The following is a 16,230-nucleotide window of genomic DNA, read 5'->3' as shown; positions in this document are numbered from 1 at the left end:
GTGAGGGTTCCCAGGCTTCGTAAGGGAAAACCGCCCGTGCGCGGCCGATCGGGACGCGCACGGGATTTCACTTCAGTGCCCGGCCGGCGGCGAGGCGTTGCGGCGCAGGCGGAACCAGTAGAAGCCGTGTCCGGCCAGGGTCAGCAGATACGGCAGCTCGCCGATGGCCGGGAAGCGCACGCCACCGATGAGCTCGACCGGATGGCGGCCGTTGAACGACCGGAGGTCCAGCTCGGTCGGTTGTGCGAAGCGCGAGAAATTGTTCACGCACAGGACCAGGTCGTCGTCGCTCTGCCCCGGCACGCGCACTTCGCGCAGGAACGCCAGCACGGCGGGGTTGCTGGATGACAGCTCTGTGTACGAGCCGAGTCCGAAAGCGGGGTTCTGCTTACGGATCTCGATCATCCGGCGCGTCCAGTGCAGCAGCGAGGACGGGCTGCTCATGGCCGCTTCGACGTTGGTGACCTGATAGCCGTAGACCGGGTCCATGATGGTCGGCAGATACAGCCGGCCCGGGTCGCAGGAGGAGAAGCCGGCGTTGCGGTCGGGCGTCCACTGCATCGGGGTGCGGACGCCGTCGCGGTCACCGAGCCAGATGTTGTCGCCCATGCCGATCTCGTCCCCGTAATAGAGGATCGGCGAGCCGGGCAGCGACAGCAGCAGCGCGGTGAACAGCTCGATCTGATTGCGGTCGTTGTCGAGCAGCGGGGCCAGTCGGCGCCGGATGCCGATGTTGGCGCGCATCCGCGGATCCTTGGCGTACTCCGCGTACATGTAGTCGCGCTCTTCGTCCGTGACCATCTCGAGGGTGAGCTCGTCGTGGTTGCGCAGGAAGATCCCCCACTGGCAGCGGGCGGGGATGGCCGGGGTCTTGGCCAGGATTTCCGAGACCGGATAGCGGGATTCCCGCCGGACGGCCATGAAGATGCGCGGCATCACGGGGAAGTGGAACGCCATATGGCACTCGTCGCCGCCCGTGGAGTAGTCGCCGAAGTAGTCGACGACGTCCTCCGGCCACTGATTGGCCTCGGCCAGCAGCACCGTGTCGGGGTAGTGGGCGTCGATCTCGGCCCGCACCCGCTTGAGGAACTCGTGGCTGCGCGGGAGGTTCTCGCAGTTGGTGCCCTCCTCGGCGAAGAGATACGGCACCGCGTCCAGGCGGAAGCCGTCGATGCCCAGGTCCAGCCAGAACCGCAGCGCGGCCAGGATCTCCTCCTGCACGGCCGGGTTCTCGTAGTTGAGATCGGGCTGGTGCGAGAAGAACCGGTGCCAGTAGTACTGCTTGCGCACCGGGTCGAAGGTCCAGTTCGAGGACTCGGTGTCCACGAAGATGATGCGCGCGTCCTGGTACTGCTTGTCGTCGTCGGCCCAGACGTAGTAGTCGCCGTACGGGCCGTCGGGATCGGAGCGCGACTGCTGGAACCAGTCGTGCTGATCGCTCGTATGGTTCATGACAAAATCGATGATGACGCGCATGCCCCGCTGATGCGCCGCGTCCACGAACTCCACGAAGTCGGCGAGGTCGCCGAACTCCGGCAGCACCGCGGTGTAGTCGGAGACGTCGTAGCCCCCGTCGCGCAGCGGCGACTGGAAGAACGGCGGCAGCCACAGGCAGTCGACGCCCAGCCATTGCAGATAGTCCAGCTTGGCGGTCAGACCCTTGAGGTCGCCGATGCCGTCTCCGTCGCTGTCCTGGAAGGACCGCACGAGCACTTCGTAGAAGACGGCCCGCTTGAACCAGTCGGGATCCAGGTCCTTGGCCGGGGTGTCCTCGAACGTGTCGTGGACGGGCTCATTGACGATCATGGTGTGGGTGACCCTCCGATCGGTGAGGACGGTCGCAGCGAGAACACGTGCGCGGGCGCGATGGAACGGCCCGGCTCCAGGCGCACATAGTTGTCCCTGCCCCAGTGATAGGTCTCTCCGGTGAGCTCGTCGCGCACCGGGGCGGACTCATGCCATGCGAGGCCGAGTTCCGGCATGTCCAACGAGACCGTGGCCTCCTGGGTGTGGTGGGGGTCGAGGTTGACGACCGTGAGGACGCACGAGCCGCCCGCCCGCTTGGAATAGGCGATGACGGAGTCGTTGTCGGCGTGATGGAAACGCAAGTTGCGGAGCCTGCGCAGCGCGGGCTGACGCCGCCGCAGCCGGTTCAGGAGGGTGATCAGCGGCGCGAGGCTGTGGCCCGCGCGCTCGGCGCCCTCCCAGTCGCGGGGACGCAGTTGGTACTTCTCGGAGTCCAGGTACTCCTCGCTGCCCTTCCGCACCGGGGTGTTCTCGCACAGTTCGTAGCCGGCGTAGAGACCCCAGGCGGGGGAGAGCGTGGCGGCGAGCACGGCCCTGATCTCGAAGGCCGCCCGGCCGCCGTCCTGGAGGTAGGCGTGCAGGATGTCGGGGGTGTTGACGAAGAGGTTGGGGCGCATGCAGGCCGCCGCCTCGCCCGACAGCTCGGTGAGGTAGTCGGTCAGCTCGCGCTTGCTGTTGCGCCAGGTGAAGTAGGTGTACGACTGCTGGAAGCCGACCGCGCCGAGCGTGCGCATCATCGCGGGCCGGGTGAAGGCCTCGGCGAGGAAGACGACATCGGGGTCGGTGCGGCCCACGTCGGCGATGACCTTCTCCCAGAAGACCACCGGCTTGGTGTGCGGATTGTCGACGCGGAAGATCCGGATGCCGCGCGCCATCCAGAAGCGCAGCACCCGCAGGGTCTCGCGGAGGATTCCGTCGAAGTCCTCGTCGAAGGCCAGGGGATAGATGTCCTGGTACTTCTTCGGCGGGTTCTCGGCGTAGGCGATGGTGCCGTCGGCGCGGTGCCGGAACCACTCGGGGTGCTTGTGGACCCAGGGGTGGTCGGGCGAGCACTGGAGCGCGAAGTCCAGCGCCACCTCCATCCGCAGCTCGCGGGCGCGCGCGACGAAGTGGTCGAAGTCCTCGAAGGTGCCCAGATCCGGATGGAGGGCGTCGTGGCCGCCGTCGGCGGAGCCGATCGCCCAGGGGCAGCCCACGTCGTACGGGCCCGCCGCCAGGGCGTTGTTGGGGCCCTTGCGGTAGGAGCCGCCGATGGGGTGCACCGGCGGGAGGTAGACGACGTCGAAGCCCATCGCCGCGACCGCCGGCAGCCGCTGGGCCGCTGTGCGGAACGTGCCGCTGACCGGTGGCTTGCCCTCGGGCAGCGACGCGCCCTCGGAGCGCGGGAACAGCTCGTACCAGGAGCCGAAGAGGGCCCGCTCGCGCTCCACGAGCACCGGCACCGAGCGGCTGGTGGAGACCAGCTCGCGCAGCGGATGGGCGGCCAGGGCCGCCGAGACCTCGGGTGTGAGCGCGGCCGCCAGCCGCGCCGCGACCGGGCGGCCGGCGTCCCGCAGCGCGTCGACCACGGCCAGCACCGCCTCCCGGCCCTCGTTCTTGGGCACCCCGGCGGCCGCCCGCTCATGGAGCAGGGCGCCTTCCTCCAGGACCAGTTCGGTGTCGATGCCCGCCGGGATCTTGATGCCCGCCTCGTGCCGCCAGCTCGCCACCGGGTCGCTCCACGCCTGCACCGCGTACGTCCAGCGGCCCTCGGTGTCCGGGGTGACCTCCGCGCCCCAGCGGTCGGTGCCCGGCGCCAACTCCCGCATCGGCGTCCAGGGACCGCAGCGGCCCGCCGGATCCCGCAGCACCACATTGGCACCCAGCGCGTCATGGCCCTCGCGGAAGACGGTGGCCGTCACCTGGAAAGCCTCTCCGGCCACCGCCTTGACGGGCCTGCGGCCGCAGTCCACGAGCGGGCCGAGGTCCAGGACGGGAATGCGACCGATCATGGGATCACCTGGAGGTTCGACGGAATCGGGAGTCTGGCGGTTCTGCTCTTTCTATCTGCTCCGCCGGCGGTCGGCCGGACGCGTGCGTGACCGCTTCCGGCCGCGTTCACCCGGGTGGGCGCGGAGGAAATGCGCGAAGGGCGGAGCTGTGGTGGAAAGGGGTGGCGGCGTGATTTCCCTGCATACCGATTGAGCTTTCCCACCGGTCCCGGGCGGGCATGCCCGCCACGGATGAACTACCGGTGCGTAGTTCCCCTGCCACCGAGTGGGGAGGACGGCCGGCACGCCGTCACCCGTATGAAGTCTCCTCGCTGGGCCGATCGTGTGCAATGCGCGAAAAGGGGGTAGCTGGCGCCCGGACGGGGTAACGCCCGCCCGACAGCGCCGTCGAAGTCCGTAGGGTCATTCGGCAGCCGGAGCCGGACACGTACGCGTGGCGTATTTCCCTCTCCGCCGATCGCATCAGCCGGTGATCCGCTCCGAGCGGTCATCGCCCGCCCACGAGCGGGTGGACGCACCGACTCCGCTCAGCGGGTCCCCGACCGGGACAACCGATGCCGAAAGCAGTCGCAGCGCGGCCTCCGAGGACGAGCCAGGCTCGGCACTGAACGCCAGCAGCCCCTGGCCACCCGTGTCCGGCAACCGCATCATCTCGAACGACAATGTCATCGACCCCACCCGTGGATGCCGGAAGACCTTCTCCCCCGAGGCGCAGGCCCGCACCGGGTGTCCCGACCACAGCGCCGCGAAATCGGCGCTGCCCGCCGTCAGTTCGCCGATCAGGGCCGCCAGCCGCCGGTCCCGCGGATGCTCGCCCGCCGCCAGCCGCAGCGCGGAGACCGCGCGCCCGGCCTCCTCCTCCCAGCGCGGGTACAGCTCCCGCGCGCGGTCGTCCAGGAAGAGCAGCCGCTGGGTGTTGGGCCGCTCGCCCGGGCGGTCGGGCCCGTCGGCGTCCAGGTGCCCGGCCAGCAGGGCGTGGCCGAGCGGGTTCCAGGCCAGTACGTCGTACCGCGCGTCGATGACCAGCGCGGGCACGCCCATCGACGCCACCAGTTGCCGCACGCCCGCCCCCGCGCTCCCCACCGGCGCCGCCGGCCGGCCGGCGCGCCCGGGCCGGGCGAGGTTCCGCAGGTGCGCGTGCTCGTCCGGGGTCAGCCGCAGCGCCCGCGCGAGGGCGTCCAGCACCCCGTCCGAGGCGTTGCCCGCCTGCCCCTGCTCCAGCCGCGTGTAGTACGCCACGCTCACCCCGGCCAGCCGTGCCAGCTCCTCGCGCCGCAGGCCGGGCACGCGCCGGCGTGCGCCGTAGGCCACGAGACCCACGTCCTCCGGCTGGAGGCGGGCCCGGCGCGTACGGAGGAAGTCCCCCAACTCCACAGGTATATCCATGTGACCAGTCAACCTCAGGGGGCGCACTTCCCGCCCGCTCCTGCCAGGGGTGGGCAGTTGCCGCCAACAGGCCGAAACCGGGGCCCGCACGGCGCTACCGTCGTGGGGGTGAAGGCCATTCGTCGATTCAGTGTGCGCCCCGTCCTTCCGGAGCCCCTACGACCGCTCAGCGAGCTGGCGCGCAATCTGCGCTGGTCCTGGCACCCCGAGACCCGCGAGCTCTTCCAGGCCGTCGACCCCGAGGGCTGGCGGGCCGCCGCCGGCGATCCGCTGCGGCTGCTGGGCGCCGTGCCCGCCACCCGGCTGGCCGCCCTCGCCGAGGACCGCCGCTTCCGGCGGCGGCTCGCCGCGGCCTCCGACGATCTGCACGACTATCTCACCGGCCGGCGCTGGTATCAGGAACAGCCCGACGGACTTCCCGCCGCCATCGCCTACTTCTCGCCCGAGTTCGGCATCACCGCCGCCCTGCCGCAGTACAGCGGCGGCCTCGGCATCCTCGCCGGCGACCACCTCAAGTCCGCCAGCGACCTCGGCGTCCCCCTGATCGGCGTCGGGCTCCTCTACCGCCACGGCTATTTCCGCCAGTCCCTCTCCCGCGAGGGCTGGCAGCAGGAGCACTACCCCCTGCTCGACCCCAACGAGCTGCCCCTGACCATGCTCCGCGAACCCGACGGCACGCCCAGCCGCGTCTCCCTCGCCCTCCCCGGCGGCCGCTCCCTGCGCGCCTACATCTGGCAGGCCCACGTCGGCCGGGTGCCGCTGCTGCTCCTGGACTCCGACGTCGAGGAGAACGCCCCCGGCGAACGCGAGGTCACCGACCGCCTCTACGGCGGCGGCGGCGAACACCGGCTGCTCCAGGAAATGCTGCTCGGCATCGGCGGGGTGCGCGCCGTGCGCACGTACTGCCGGCTCACCGGCCACCCCGAACCGGAGGTGTTCCACACCAACGAGGGGCACGCCGGCTTCCTCGGCCTGGAGCGCATCCGCGAGCACGTCGAGCGGGGCGCCGACTTCGACTCCGCCCTGGAGTGCGTACGCGCCGGAGCCGTCTTCACCACCCACACCCCCGTCCCCGCCGGCATCGACCGCTTCGACCGCGAGCTCGTCGCCCGCCACTTCGGCACCGCCGGCGAACTCCCCGGCATCGACGTCGAACGCGTCCTCGAACTCGGCCTGGAGAGCTATCCAGGCGGCGAGGCCAACCTCTTCAACATGGCCGTCATGGGTCTGCGCCTCGCCCAGCGCGCCAATGGCGTCTCCACCCTCCACGGGCAGGTCAGCCGGCAGATGTTCGCCGGGCTCTGGCCGGGCTTCGACCCCGAGGAGGTGCCCATCACCTCCGTCACCAACGGTGTCCACGCCCCCACCTGGGTCGCCCCCGAGGTGCTGCGCCTCGGGGCCCGGCAGATCGGCGCCGGCCGCGCCGAGGACGCCCTGACCGTCGGCGGCTCCCAGCGCTGGGACGCCGTCGCCGACATCCCCGACGCCGACATCTGGGAGCTGCGGCGCACCCTGCGCGAACAGCTCGTCGAGGAGGTCCGCGAGCGGCTGCGCGCCTCCTGGCGCCAGCGCGGCGCCGGCACCGCCGAGCTCGGCTGGATCGACGGAGTCCTCGACCCCGACGTCCTCACCATCGGCTTCGCCCGCCGCGTCCCCTCGTACAAACGCCTCACCCTGATGCTCCGCGACCGCGACCGTCTCATGGAGCTGCTGCTCCACCCCGAGCGGCCCCTCCAGATCGTCGTCGCCGGCAAGGCCCACCCCGCCGACGACAGCGGCAAGCGCCTGGTGCAGGAGCTCGTGCGGTTCACCGACGACCCGCGGGTGCGCCACCGCGTCGTCTTCCTGCCCGACTACGGCATGGCCATGGCCCAGAAGCTCTACCCCGGCTGTGACGTCTGGCTCAACAACCCGCTGCGCCCGCTGGAGGCGTGCGGCACCTCCGGGATGAAGGCCGCGCTCAACGGCTGTCTCAACCTGTCCGTGCTCGACGGCTGGTGGGACGAATGGTTCGAACCGGACTTCGGCTGGGCCATCCCCACCGCCGACGGCACCGCCACCGACGAGAACCGCCGCGACGACCTGGAGGCCGCCGCCCTCTACGGCCTGCTGGAGGAGCGGGTCGCGCCGCGCTTCTACGACCGCGGCGCGGGCGGACTGCCCGACCGCTGGATCGAGATGGTCCGCCGGACCCTGGCGACGCTGGGTCCCAAGGTGCTCGCCGGGCGCATGGTGCGCGAGTACGTGGAGCGGCTCTACGCCCCCGCGGCCGAGGCCCAGCGGGCCCTGGACCCCGACGCCGCGCGGGAGCTGGCCGCCTGGAAGTCCCGGGTGCGGGAGGCGTGGCCGGCCGTCGCCGTCGACCACGTGGAGGCGGTGGCGGACACCGCCTTGAACGGCACGGCGGAGCTCGGCTCCACGGTCTCGCTGCGGGTCAGCGTGAGCCTGGGCGCCCTGGACCCGGCGGACGTCGAGGTCCAGGCCGTCGCCGGCCGCGTCGACCCCTCCGACCACCTCAGCCGCACCACCACCTTCCCCCTCAAGCCCACCAGCGGCCCCGGTATCGACGGCCGGCGGCTCTACGAGGGACCGCTGACCCTCGACCGCGCCGGCCCCTTCGGCTACACCGTCCGGATCCTGCCCGCCCACCGGCTCCTGGCCAGCGGCGCGGAGCTGGGCCTGGTCACCCTGCCGTCGGAGAAGACGGCCCAGGCGGCGGGCGTGCTGCTGCGCTGAGCCGGCCCGCACATGGTGAGGCGCCGTCCGGGGGGATCGCACGCACCCCGGACGGCGCCTGGTTCCGATGGCGGCCGGACCGGCCGCCGGTCATGACCCCGCGGATCGGGATCGGATCATCGGATCAGAAGCTGAGCTTCCAGCTGTTGATGGTGCCGCTGTCGTCGGAGTAGACGTCCTGGACCTGGAGCTTCCAGGTGCCGGTGGCGGACACGGCGGAGGCGTCGACGGTGTACGTCGCCTTCACGTCCGCGGCCGAGTCCCAGGCGTCCGAAGCCTTGAGCGACCACGTCTTGCCGTCGGGGGCGACCAGGTCGATCTTCAGGTCACCGCGGTAGGAGTGCGTGATGTTCACGTCCACCTTCAGGGCGGCGGAGCCGTTGCCGCTGCGCGTCACGACGATCGGCGAGGTGACGGCCGCACCGGCGTCCGGGATCGCCACCGGGGTGGTGTTCTCGAAGACGCTGCCGCCGCCCGTGGTGTTCACGGTCCACTTGAAGGAGGCGGTGCCCGTCTTGCCGGCCGAGTCCTTCACCGTCACGGTCACGTTGCTGGTGCCGGTGGCGGTCGGGGTGCCGGAGATCAGACCGGTCGAGGAGTTGATCGACAGGCCCGCGGGCAGCCCGGTCGCCGAGTAGGTCAGCGCGCCGCTCGTGGAGCTCGTCGCCTTGATCTGAAGGGAGACGGCCGTGTTCACGATGCTGGTCTGGTCACCGGGAGCGGTGACCGAGACACCGGTGGAGACCCGGCTGCCGACGTTGATGGCGGCCCACGCGTTGGCCGCGTTGTTGTACGTCTCGCTGCCGACGCCGAACAGCTCGCCGGCGGCCCACAGCGTCGCGTCCCGCGCGCCCGCGTAGTTGGTGTTGGACTGCATGCGCTGGGTCAGCGCCTTGAACCAGATCTTCGCGGCGTTGTCCCGGCCGATGCCGGTGACCGGCTGCCCGTCGGAGGTCGGGGAGTCGTACTTGACCCCGTTGATCTCCTTCTGGCCGCTGCCCTCGGACGCCAGGTAGAACCAGTGGTTGGCCGGGCCCGACGAGTAGTGCACGTCGATGCCGCCGAGGCCGGAGTACCACGCGTCCTTGGACCGGCCGTCCTTGCTGGGCTTGTCCATGTAGCGCAGCGGGGTGCCGTTGCCGTTGATGTCGATCTTCTCGCCGACCAGGTAGTCGCCCGGGTCGCTGGGGTTGTTCGCCCAGAACTCGACGGCCGCGGCGAAGATGTCCGAGGTCGCCTCGTTGAGGCCGCCCGACTCACCGCTGTAGGTCAGGTTGGCGGTGGCCGAGGTGACGCCGTGCGTCATCTCGTGCGCGGCCACGTCGATCGAGGTCAGCGGCTTGTTGTTGCCCGAGCCGTCGCCGTAGGTCATGCAGAAGCAGGTGTCGTCCCAGAACGCGTTGACGTAGGCGTTGCCGTAGTGCACCCGGCTGTACGCGCCCTTGCCGTCGCCCTTGATGCCGCTGCGCCCGTGGACGTTCTTGTAGTAGTCCCAGGTGAGCTGTGCGCCGTAGTGCGCGTCGACGCCGGCCGTGGCCGGGTCGCTGGTGGTGCCGTTGCCCCAGACGTCGTCGGAGTCGGTGAAGAGGGTGCCGGTGCCGGACGAGCCGTGCTTGAGGTCGTACGTCTTGTGGCCGCCGCGCGTCCCGTCGGTCATCGTGTACGACGGGCTCGTGCCGATGGTGACCTTGCCGCTGTACTGGCTGTTGCCGGTGCCCTGCTTGATGCCCTGGAACTCGAAGAGCTTCTTACCGGTCTTCGCGTCCGTGATGACGTGCAGCTGGTTGGGCGTGCCGTCGTCCTGGAGGCCGCCGACGACCGTCTCGTAGGCGAGGACCGGGGTGCCCTTGGCCGCCCAGATCACCTTGCGCGGCGCCTTGTCGGCCTTGGTGGCCTTCGAGCCCTGTGCCTGCGCGGCCTTCACGGCGTCCGTCTCCGCGCCGGACGCGGCGAAGGAGGGCGTGGTCGTCGGCGGCGCCAGACGGGCCTTGTTCGCCTTGGCGACGGTCTTCACCGTGCCGCCCTTGGTCGCGTCGACCACGAGGTCGCCGCCGAGGACCGGCAGACCGTCGTACGTCCGCTCGTAGCGGGTGTGGAGCGTGCCGTTGGCGTCCTTGGACACGTCCCGTACGACCAGCTTCTCCTTGGCGCCGAGGCCGAGGTCCTCGGCGGTCTTCGCCTTGGTCGCGTTGGCGTCGCGTATGAGTTCCGCGCGCTGCGAGGGGCTGAGCTTGACGGGCAGCGCGCCGGGGTCGGCCTTGGCGGCGACCTTGCGGGCGGGGGCGTCGTCGGTACGGGCGTCGGCGGAACCGGTCTGTACGCCGACGGCCAGCATGGCGGTGACGGCGACCAACGCGCCGGTGGCGACTGCTCGCCGATGGGGGGTGGGTCTCACGCTGACTCCTTCTGCGGTGGCCACGGTGGGTGGCCGGAGGCGACCGGGCGGCGAGGTGGCCGCCCGGGCAGAGCGAGGCAAGAAACACGGATGCGGGTACGTGCCGCTGCACGCGGGCCCGCGGGTGGGGATGTGGGGGTGCGCGGTGCTGTGGGGAACACGCGGTGCTGTGGGGATGCGCGGTGCTGTGGGGAACACGCGAACGCGGATACGGCGATGCGACGCCCGGCGGTGGTGCCATGGGGAAGCCGTGCGTCGGTGGAGGGAAGAGTGCCACCGTGGGCATGTACGTGTCAGGAGTCCGGCGGCAAGTTGGCCGGAATGCGTCCGTTGACGAAAGACCACGGTCCGCATAGCGGTGACCCGTTCTTGTGGGGATCCTGTGCGATGCCGGATGCGGCGCCGTTTCCCGCCGCGCGGGGTGCCGCCGCCGCGCGGGGCTGTTCAGGCGCGGTGCCGGGCCTCCGGGGCGGCTCGACGCGAACCACCATGCGGAATCCGTGACTTCGCACGCACCGGTCTTCGCGGGAACGCCGAAATCCGGTCGGTGGCGCCCTGATCCAGGAGGCCGGGCCAGCCGTAAATGGCTGGCGCGCGTCGCGGTGCGGCGGGACGATTCGCAGTGTCCGGGCCGACCGCGCGAACCTCCGTGATCGCGCCCTGCCTGCCCACAGAGCGAGGGGTGATGACCGTGGTCGCGTCGGAGCCGTCCGGATCCTGGCCCGTGGTCCGCGCGGCGGCCGGGGCGTCGCGCGGCGGCCGGGAGGCGGGTGTGGCGGTCTTCCGCGGCATCCCGTTCGCCGAGCCGCCGGTCGGCCCGCTGCGTTTCGCCGCGCCGCGGCCTGCCCGGGGGTGGGACGGGGAGCGGCCGGCGGTGTCGTACGGCCCGCCGCCCCCGCAGGGCGGCCATTTCGGCATGGACGCGCTGGCGCGGGACGCGGTCGGTGACGACTGGCTGACGGTCAACGTCTGGTCGCCCGAGCCGGGCCCGGGCGCGGGGCTGCCGGTGATGGTGTGGATCCAGGGCGGCGCCTACACGATCGGCATGTCCGGCCTTCCCGAGTACGACGGCGGCCGCCTGGCGCGTGACGGCGTCGTCGTGGTGACGTTCAACTACCGGGTGGGACTGGAGGGTTTCGGGATGATCGAGGGGGCGCCCGCCAACCGGGGCCTGCTCGACCAGATCGCCGCACTGGAATGGGTGCGCGACAACATCCGGGCCTTCGGCGGCGACCCGGACCGCGTCACGGTCTTCGGCCAGTCGGCGGGCGCCGGATCGGTCGCCGCGCTGCTGGCGATGGACCGTGCGGCCGGGCTCTTCGGCAGGGCCGTCGCGCAGAGCGCGCCGGGCACGTTCTTCTCGCCGGAGCTCGCCGCCGACATCGCCACCGCCTGCGCCGCCGAGCTGGGGCTGAGGCCCACGGTGGCGGAACTGTCCACGGTGACCCCGGCCCGGCTGTCCGCCGCCGGTGACGCGGTCGGCGCCAGGATGACCCACTGGGCACCACGCTGGGGCCGGATCGCGCACAGGACGATCCCGTACTCGCCGGTCGTCGACGGTGACACTCTGCCGGTCACACCTTGGCAGGCCCTGGCCGACGGCGCCGGCCGGGACGTCGCACTCCTCGTCGGCCACACCCGCGACGAACAGCGGCTGTTCACCGCGCTCGAAGGGCTGCTCGGCCAGGTGACACAGGAGCAGGCGGCGCGGGCCCTGCACCTCTTCGGCCCCGGCCGGGACGGCGCACACCGATACCGCGAGGGCTTCCCGGCCGCGGGCCCGGAGGAGCTGTACGAACGAGTCCACTCCGACTGGCTGTTCCGCATGCCGAGCCACCACCTCGCCCAGGCCCAGGCCGCCGCCGGCGGCCGCGCCCACGTCTACGAGCTGACCTGGCCCGCCCCGGGCATGGGCGGTGCCCTCGGCGCCTGCCACGGCCTCGACGTGCCGCTCGTCTTCGGCAACCTGGACCGGGGGCAGCCCGCCCTGCTGATCGGCGAAGGCCCGTCCCCGGAGGCGGAAGCGCTGTCCACCCACATGCGCGCCGCATGGACGGCGTTCGCCACGCACGGTGATCCCGGCTGGCCCGCGTACGACACCGGGCGACGCCTCGTCCAGCTCTTCGATGCCCGCCCCGTCGTCACCGCCTACCCCGAGGAGACCTCCCGCCTCATCTGGGAGGACCACACCTTTCCCGCACTGCCGCTGCTCGGCCGCTAGCGCCGACCGGCACGCGCCGTCACGCCAGGCTCTCCCGCCACGCGCGGTGCAGTTCCGCGAAGCGGCCCGTGCCGGTGATCAGGGCGGTCGGGGAACCGTCCTCCACGACGCGGCCGTCGGCCATGACGAGCACGCGGTCCGCGATCGACACGGTCGACAGGCGGTGCGCGATGATCACCGCCGTACGCCCGCGCAGGACGACCCGCATGGCGCGCTGCACCGCCTGTTCGCCCGGTACGTCCAGGGAGGACGTGGCCTCGTCGAGGATGAGGACGGCCGGGTCGGCGAGCAGGGCGCGGGCGAAGGCGACCAGTTGGCGCTGACCGGCGGAGATGCGGCCGCCGCGCTTGCGGACGTCCGTGTCATAGCCGTCCGGGAGGGCCGTGATGAAGTCGTGCGCGCCGATCGCCTTCGCCGCGCGTTCGATGTCCTCGCGCGACGCGTCCGGGCGGCCGATGGCGATGTTGTCGGCGACCGTCCCGGAGAACAGGAACGCCTCCTGGGTGACCATCACCACGCCCCGGCGCAGATCCGGGCCCGCCAGATCGCGCAGCGGTACGCCGTCGAGCCGGATCTCGCCCTCGGTGGGGTCGTAGAAGCGGGCCAGGAGCTTGGCCAGGGTGGACTTCCCGGCGCCCGTCGAGCCGACCACCGCGACCGTCCGCCCGGCGGCGATGGTCAGGTCGAAGCGGGGCAGCACCTCGCCGCCCGTGCGGTACGCGAACCGCACCCCGTCGAAGACGACCTCGCGACCGGGGCTGCCGGCCGGGCGCTCGGGCAGCGGCCTCGGCTCGCGCGGTTCGGGGACGGAGGGGCGCCGGCCGAGCAGACCCGCGATCTTCTCCAGGGACGCGGCCGCCGACTGGTAGGAGTTGAGGAACATCCCGAGCCGGTCGATCGGGTCGTACAGCCGCCGCAGATACAGCACCGAGGCGGCCAGCACGCCGAGCGCCAGTCCGCCGCCGGCCACCCGGTAGGCGCCCCACAGCACGATCGCGGCCAGCACGGCGTTGGCCACCAGCCGGGAGAGGACCACATAGCGGGCCATCTCCCGCATGGCCTGGGCGTTGGCCTCCCGGTGACGGTCGTTGAGCTCGTCGAAGTGCGCGTCGTTGACGGGCTCGCGGCGGAACGCCTGGACCGGCCGGATGCCGTTCATGGTCTCGGTGAACTTCACGATGACCGCCGCGATCGCCGTGGACCGCCGGCCGTAGACCAGTGCCGAGCGCCGCCGGTAGGAGCGCACGAGCAGATACAGGGGCGCGAAGGACAGCACGGCCGCGGCGCCGATGCCCCGGTCGAGGTACAGCAGCGTCGCCGAGACGTACACCACCGACAGCGCGACGCCGATCAGCTCCTGGAGGCCGTCGTTGAGCAGTTCGCGGATCGACTCGACGTCGGTGGTCGCCCGGGAGATCAGGCGGCCGGAGGTGTAGCGCTCGTGGAAGTCGACGCTGAGGGACTGGGCGTGGCGGAAGATGCGGCCGCGCAGGTCCAGCAGGACGTCCTGGCCGATGCGCGCCGCGAGCCGGATGAAGGCGAGCTGGAGCAGCGCGGCGGCCAGGGCGCACACCGCGTACCCCACGCCGACGGCGACGAGCGGGCCGTAGTCCTCCCGGCGGACCGCCGGTACGGCCCGGTCGATGGCGTACGCGACGAGCAGCGGCCCGGCCTGCACGGCGGCCTGCTGGAGGAGCAGCAGGACGACGGCGAGCCGGACCCGCCGCCGGGCGGGGGAGAGGAGCGAGCGCAGCAGGGCGCGCGAGGCGCCCTTGGGCGTGGGCAGGACGTCCTTGTCGAAGGAGTCGCCGACGGGCGCCGCGGCCCGGTCCTGCTCGGCGGCCGGCGGGTCGGGGACGGTGGTGGTCATCGGGTCCGGCCTCCTGTCCGCCCGGCCTGCTCGCCGGACATGAGCGCGGCGTACTCGGGGTTGTCCCGCAGGAGTTCGTGGTGGGTGCCCACCGCCGTCACCCGCCCCCCGGACAGCAGGGCCACCCGGTCGGCGAGCAGGACCGTGGAGGGGCGGTGGGCGACGACGAGGGCCGTCGTGGTCGCCAGGACCTCGCGCAGGGCCGCCTCCACCAGGGCCTCGGTGTGCACGTCGAGCGCGGAGAGCGGGTCGTCGAGGATCAGGAAGCGTGGCTCGCCGACGACCGCGCGGGCCAGCGCCAGGCGCTGGCGCTGACCGCCGGACAGGCTCAGGCCCTGCTCGCCGACCTGGGTGGCGGTGCCCTCCGGGAGGGCGTGCGCGAAGTCGGCCTGGGCGACGGCCAGCGCGCGGTGGAGGTCGGCCTCCCGGGCGTTCCCGGCACCCATCAGGACGTTCTCGGCGACGGTGGCCGAGAAGAGCGTGGGCTCCTCGAAGGCGACGGAGACGAGCTCGCGCAGCCGTTCGCGCGGCAGCGCGGTGATGTCCTGGCCGTCGAGGGTGATCCGCCCGGCGGTCGCCTCGTGGAGGCGGGGGATGAGTGCGGTCAGCGTGGTCTTCCCGCTGCCCGTGGTGCCGACGAGAGCCATGGTCTCGCCGGGACGGATGTGCAGATCGATGCCCCGCAGCACGGGCGGGGCGTCGGCCGGAGCGTCGGGATAACGGAACTCCACGCCCCGCATCCGGAGGCCGTCCCCCTCGCGAGGGGCGGCGGGGACCCGGACCGGCCCGGCCGTCTCGCCCGCCACGTCCATGACCTCGAAGAAGCGGTCCGTCGCCGTCGCCGACTCGTTCGTCACCGCCAGCAGGAAGCCGATCGACTCCACCGGCCAGCGCAGCGCCAGCGCCGTCGACAGGAACGCCACCAGCGTGCCCGCCGACAGCTCGCCGTCGGCCACCCGCACCACGCCCAGCACCAGCGCGGCACCGACGGCCAGCTCCGGCAGGATCATGATCAGGGCCTCCAGCGTCGCCAGCAGGCCCGCCTTGCGCAGCTCCGTCCCGCGCACCTCCCCGGCGAGCGCCGCGAACGCCCGCTCCTGCCCGCGGTGCCGCCCGAAGCCCTTGATGACGCGGATGCCCAGGACGCTCTCCTCGACGACCGTCGTCAGATCACCGACCTGGTCCTGGACGGTGCGCGCGGCCCGCGAATAGCGCTCCTCGAAGAACGCGCACAGCACGATCAGCGGTGCCACCGGCGCCAGCAGCACCAGCCCCAGCGTCCACTCCTGCATCAGCAGAATGATGAAACCCACCACGATGGTCACCCCGTTGACCAGCAGGAAGGTCAGCGGGAACGCCAGGAATATCCGCAGCAGCATCAGGTCCGTGGTGGCGCGCGAGAGCAACTGCCCCGAGGGCCAGCGGTCGTGGAAGGCGACGGGCAGCCGCTGGAGGTGGCGGTAGAGCGCCGCGCGCATGTCCGCCTCGACGCGCGTCAGCGGCCGCGCGACCAGGATCCGCCGCGCCCAGAACAGCAGCGCCTCCGTGACCCCCAGCACCAGCACGACCGCCCCGCCGAGCCACACCCCCGAGGGGTCGTGGCGGGCGACCGGCCCGTCCACCATCCACTTCAGCGCGAGCGGTATGACCAGGCCGACGCAGGACGCCAGGACCGCCGAGCAGGCGGCCATGAGGAGCCGGCCGCGCACCGGCCGTACGTACGGCCACAGGCGCAGCAGCGAACGCGCCGCGGAGCGGCGCTCCGTCGGATGGGGTAACCCCGTGGTCTCGGTCATCACGACCGAGACTACGGTTCACCACTGAC

General features: G+C 72.0%; 8 protein-coding genes. 2 read left to right on the top strand and 6 right to left on the bottom strand.

From position 1 onward, the window contains the following. Positions 1-72 precede the first annotated feature (72 nt). The 3 genes from treS to ACZ303_RS10480 all read right to left on the bottom strand — a co-directional run bounded on the left by treS (position 73) and on the right by ACZ303_RS10480 (position 5,183). Positions 73-1,806 (bottom strand): maltose alpha-D-glucosyltransferase, encoded by a 1,734-nt coding sequence (treS, locus tag ACZ303_RS10490; protein ID WP_467337180.1) that lies wholly within the window; start codon positions 1,804-1,806, stop codon positions 73-75. Then, complete coding sequence (locus ACZ303_RS10485; RefSeq protein ID WP_467337178.1) at positions 1,803-3,797, bottom strand: alpha-1,4-glucan--maltose-1-phosphate maltosyltransferase; 1,995 nt, start codon at positions 3,795-3,797, stop codon at positions 1,803-1,805. Before ACZ303_RS10485 ends, treS begins: the two co-directional genes overlap by 4 nt. A gap of 462 nt (positions 3,798-4,259) precedes the next feature. Continuing rightward, complete coding sequence (locus tag ACZ303_RS10480; protein ID WP_467337176.1) at positions 4,260-5,183, bottom strand: helix-turn-helix domain-containing protein; 924 nt, start codon at positions 5,181-5,183, stop codon at positions 4,260-4,262. Positions 5,184-5,291: 108 nt separating this feature from the next. Between ACZ303_RS10480 and glgP the strand changes: the two genes are divergently transcribed. Then, positions 5,292-7,919, top strand: coding sequence for an alpha-glucan family phosphorylase (gene glgP / locus ACZ303_RS10475; RefSeq protein ID WP_467337174.1), 2,628 nt, complete (start codon positions 5,292-5,294; stop codon positions 7,917-7,919). Positions 7,920-8,043: 124 nt separating this feature from the next. On the opposite strand, the gene ACZ303_RS10470 is transcribed toward glgP, so the two are convergent. Beyond that, entirely contained in the window at positions 8,044-10,314 is a 2,271-nt protein-coding gene (locus ACZ303_RS10470) for a M4 family metallopeptidase (protein WP_467337172.1), read from the bottom strand. 685 nt (positions 10,315-10,999) lie between these two features. Between ACZ303_RS10470 and ACZ303_RS10465 the strand changes: the two genes are divergently transcribed. Continuing rightward, positions 11,000-12,535: a carboxylesterase/lipase family protein gene (locus ACZ303_RS10465; protein WP_467337170.1), complete on the top strand. Its 1,536-nt coding sequence runs from the start codon at positions 11,000-11,002 to the stop codon at positions 12,533-12,535. 19 nt (positions 12,536-12,554) lie between these two features. Here the strand turns inward: ACZ303_RS10465 and ACZ303_RS10460 are convergent, their stop codons facing one another. Together ACZ303_RS10460 and ACZ303_RS10455 are read right to left on the bottom strand one after the other, a co-directional pair. Further along, entirely contained in the window at positions 12,555-14,405 is a 1,851-nt protein-coding gene (locus ACZ303_RS10460; protein WP_467337168.1) for an ABC transporter ATP-binding protein, read from the bottom strand. Beyond that, a complete protein-coding gene (locus tag ACZ303_RS10455; protein WP_467337166.1) occupies positions 14,402-16,201 on the bottom strand; it encodes an ABC transporter ATP-binding protein in 1,800 nt (599 codons plus the stop codon). Before ACZ303_RS10455 ends, ACZ303_RS10460 begins: the two co-directional genes overlap by 4 nt. Positions 16,202-16,230: the final 29 nt, after the last annotated feature.

Source organism: Streptomyces sp. NPDC023527, from assembly GCF_055560115.1.
Note: the sequence above shows the minus strand (reverse complement) of the source record. Positions and strands in the feature narration are given on the sequence as shown.

Coding starts and splice junctions, on each gene's coding strand:
- treS (WP_467337180.1), bottom strand. CDS start 1,806: ATGATCGTCAATGAGCCCGTCCACGACACGTTCGAGGACACCCCGGCC.
- ACZ303_RS10485 (WP_467337178.1), bottom strand. CDS start 3,797: ATGATCGGTCGCATTCCCGTCCTGGACCTCGGCCCGCTCGTGGACTGC.
- ACZ303_RS10480 (WP_467337176.1), bottom strand. CDS start 5,183: ATGGATATACCTGTGGAGTTGGGGGACTTCCTCCGTACGCGCCGGGCC.
- ACZ303_RS10465 (WP_467337170.1), top strand. CDS start 11,000: ATGACCGTGGTCGCGTCGGAGCCGTCCGGATCCTGGCCCGTGGTCCGC.
- ACZ303_RS10460 (WP_467337168.1), bottom strand. CDS start 14,405: ATGACCACCACCGTCCCCGACCCGCCGGCCGCCGAGCAGGACCGGGCC.
- ACZ303_RS10455 (WP_467337166.1), bottom strand. CDS start 16,201: ATGACCGAGACCACGGGGTTACCCCATCCGACGGAGCGCCGCTCCGCG.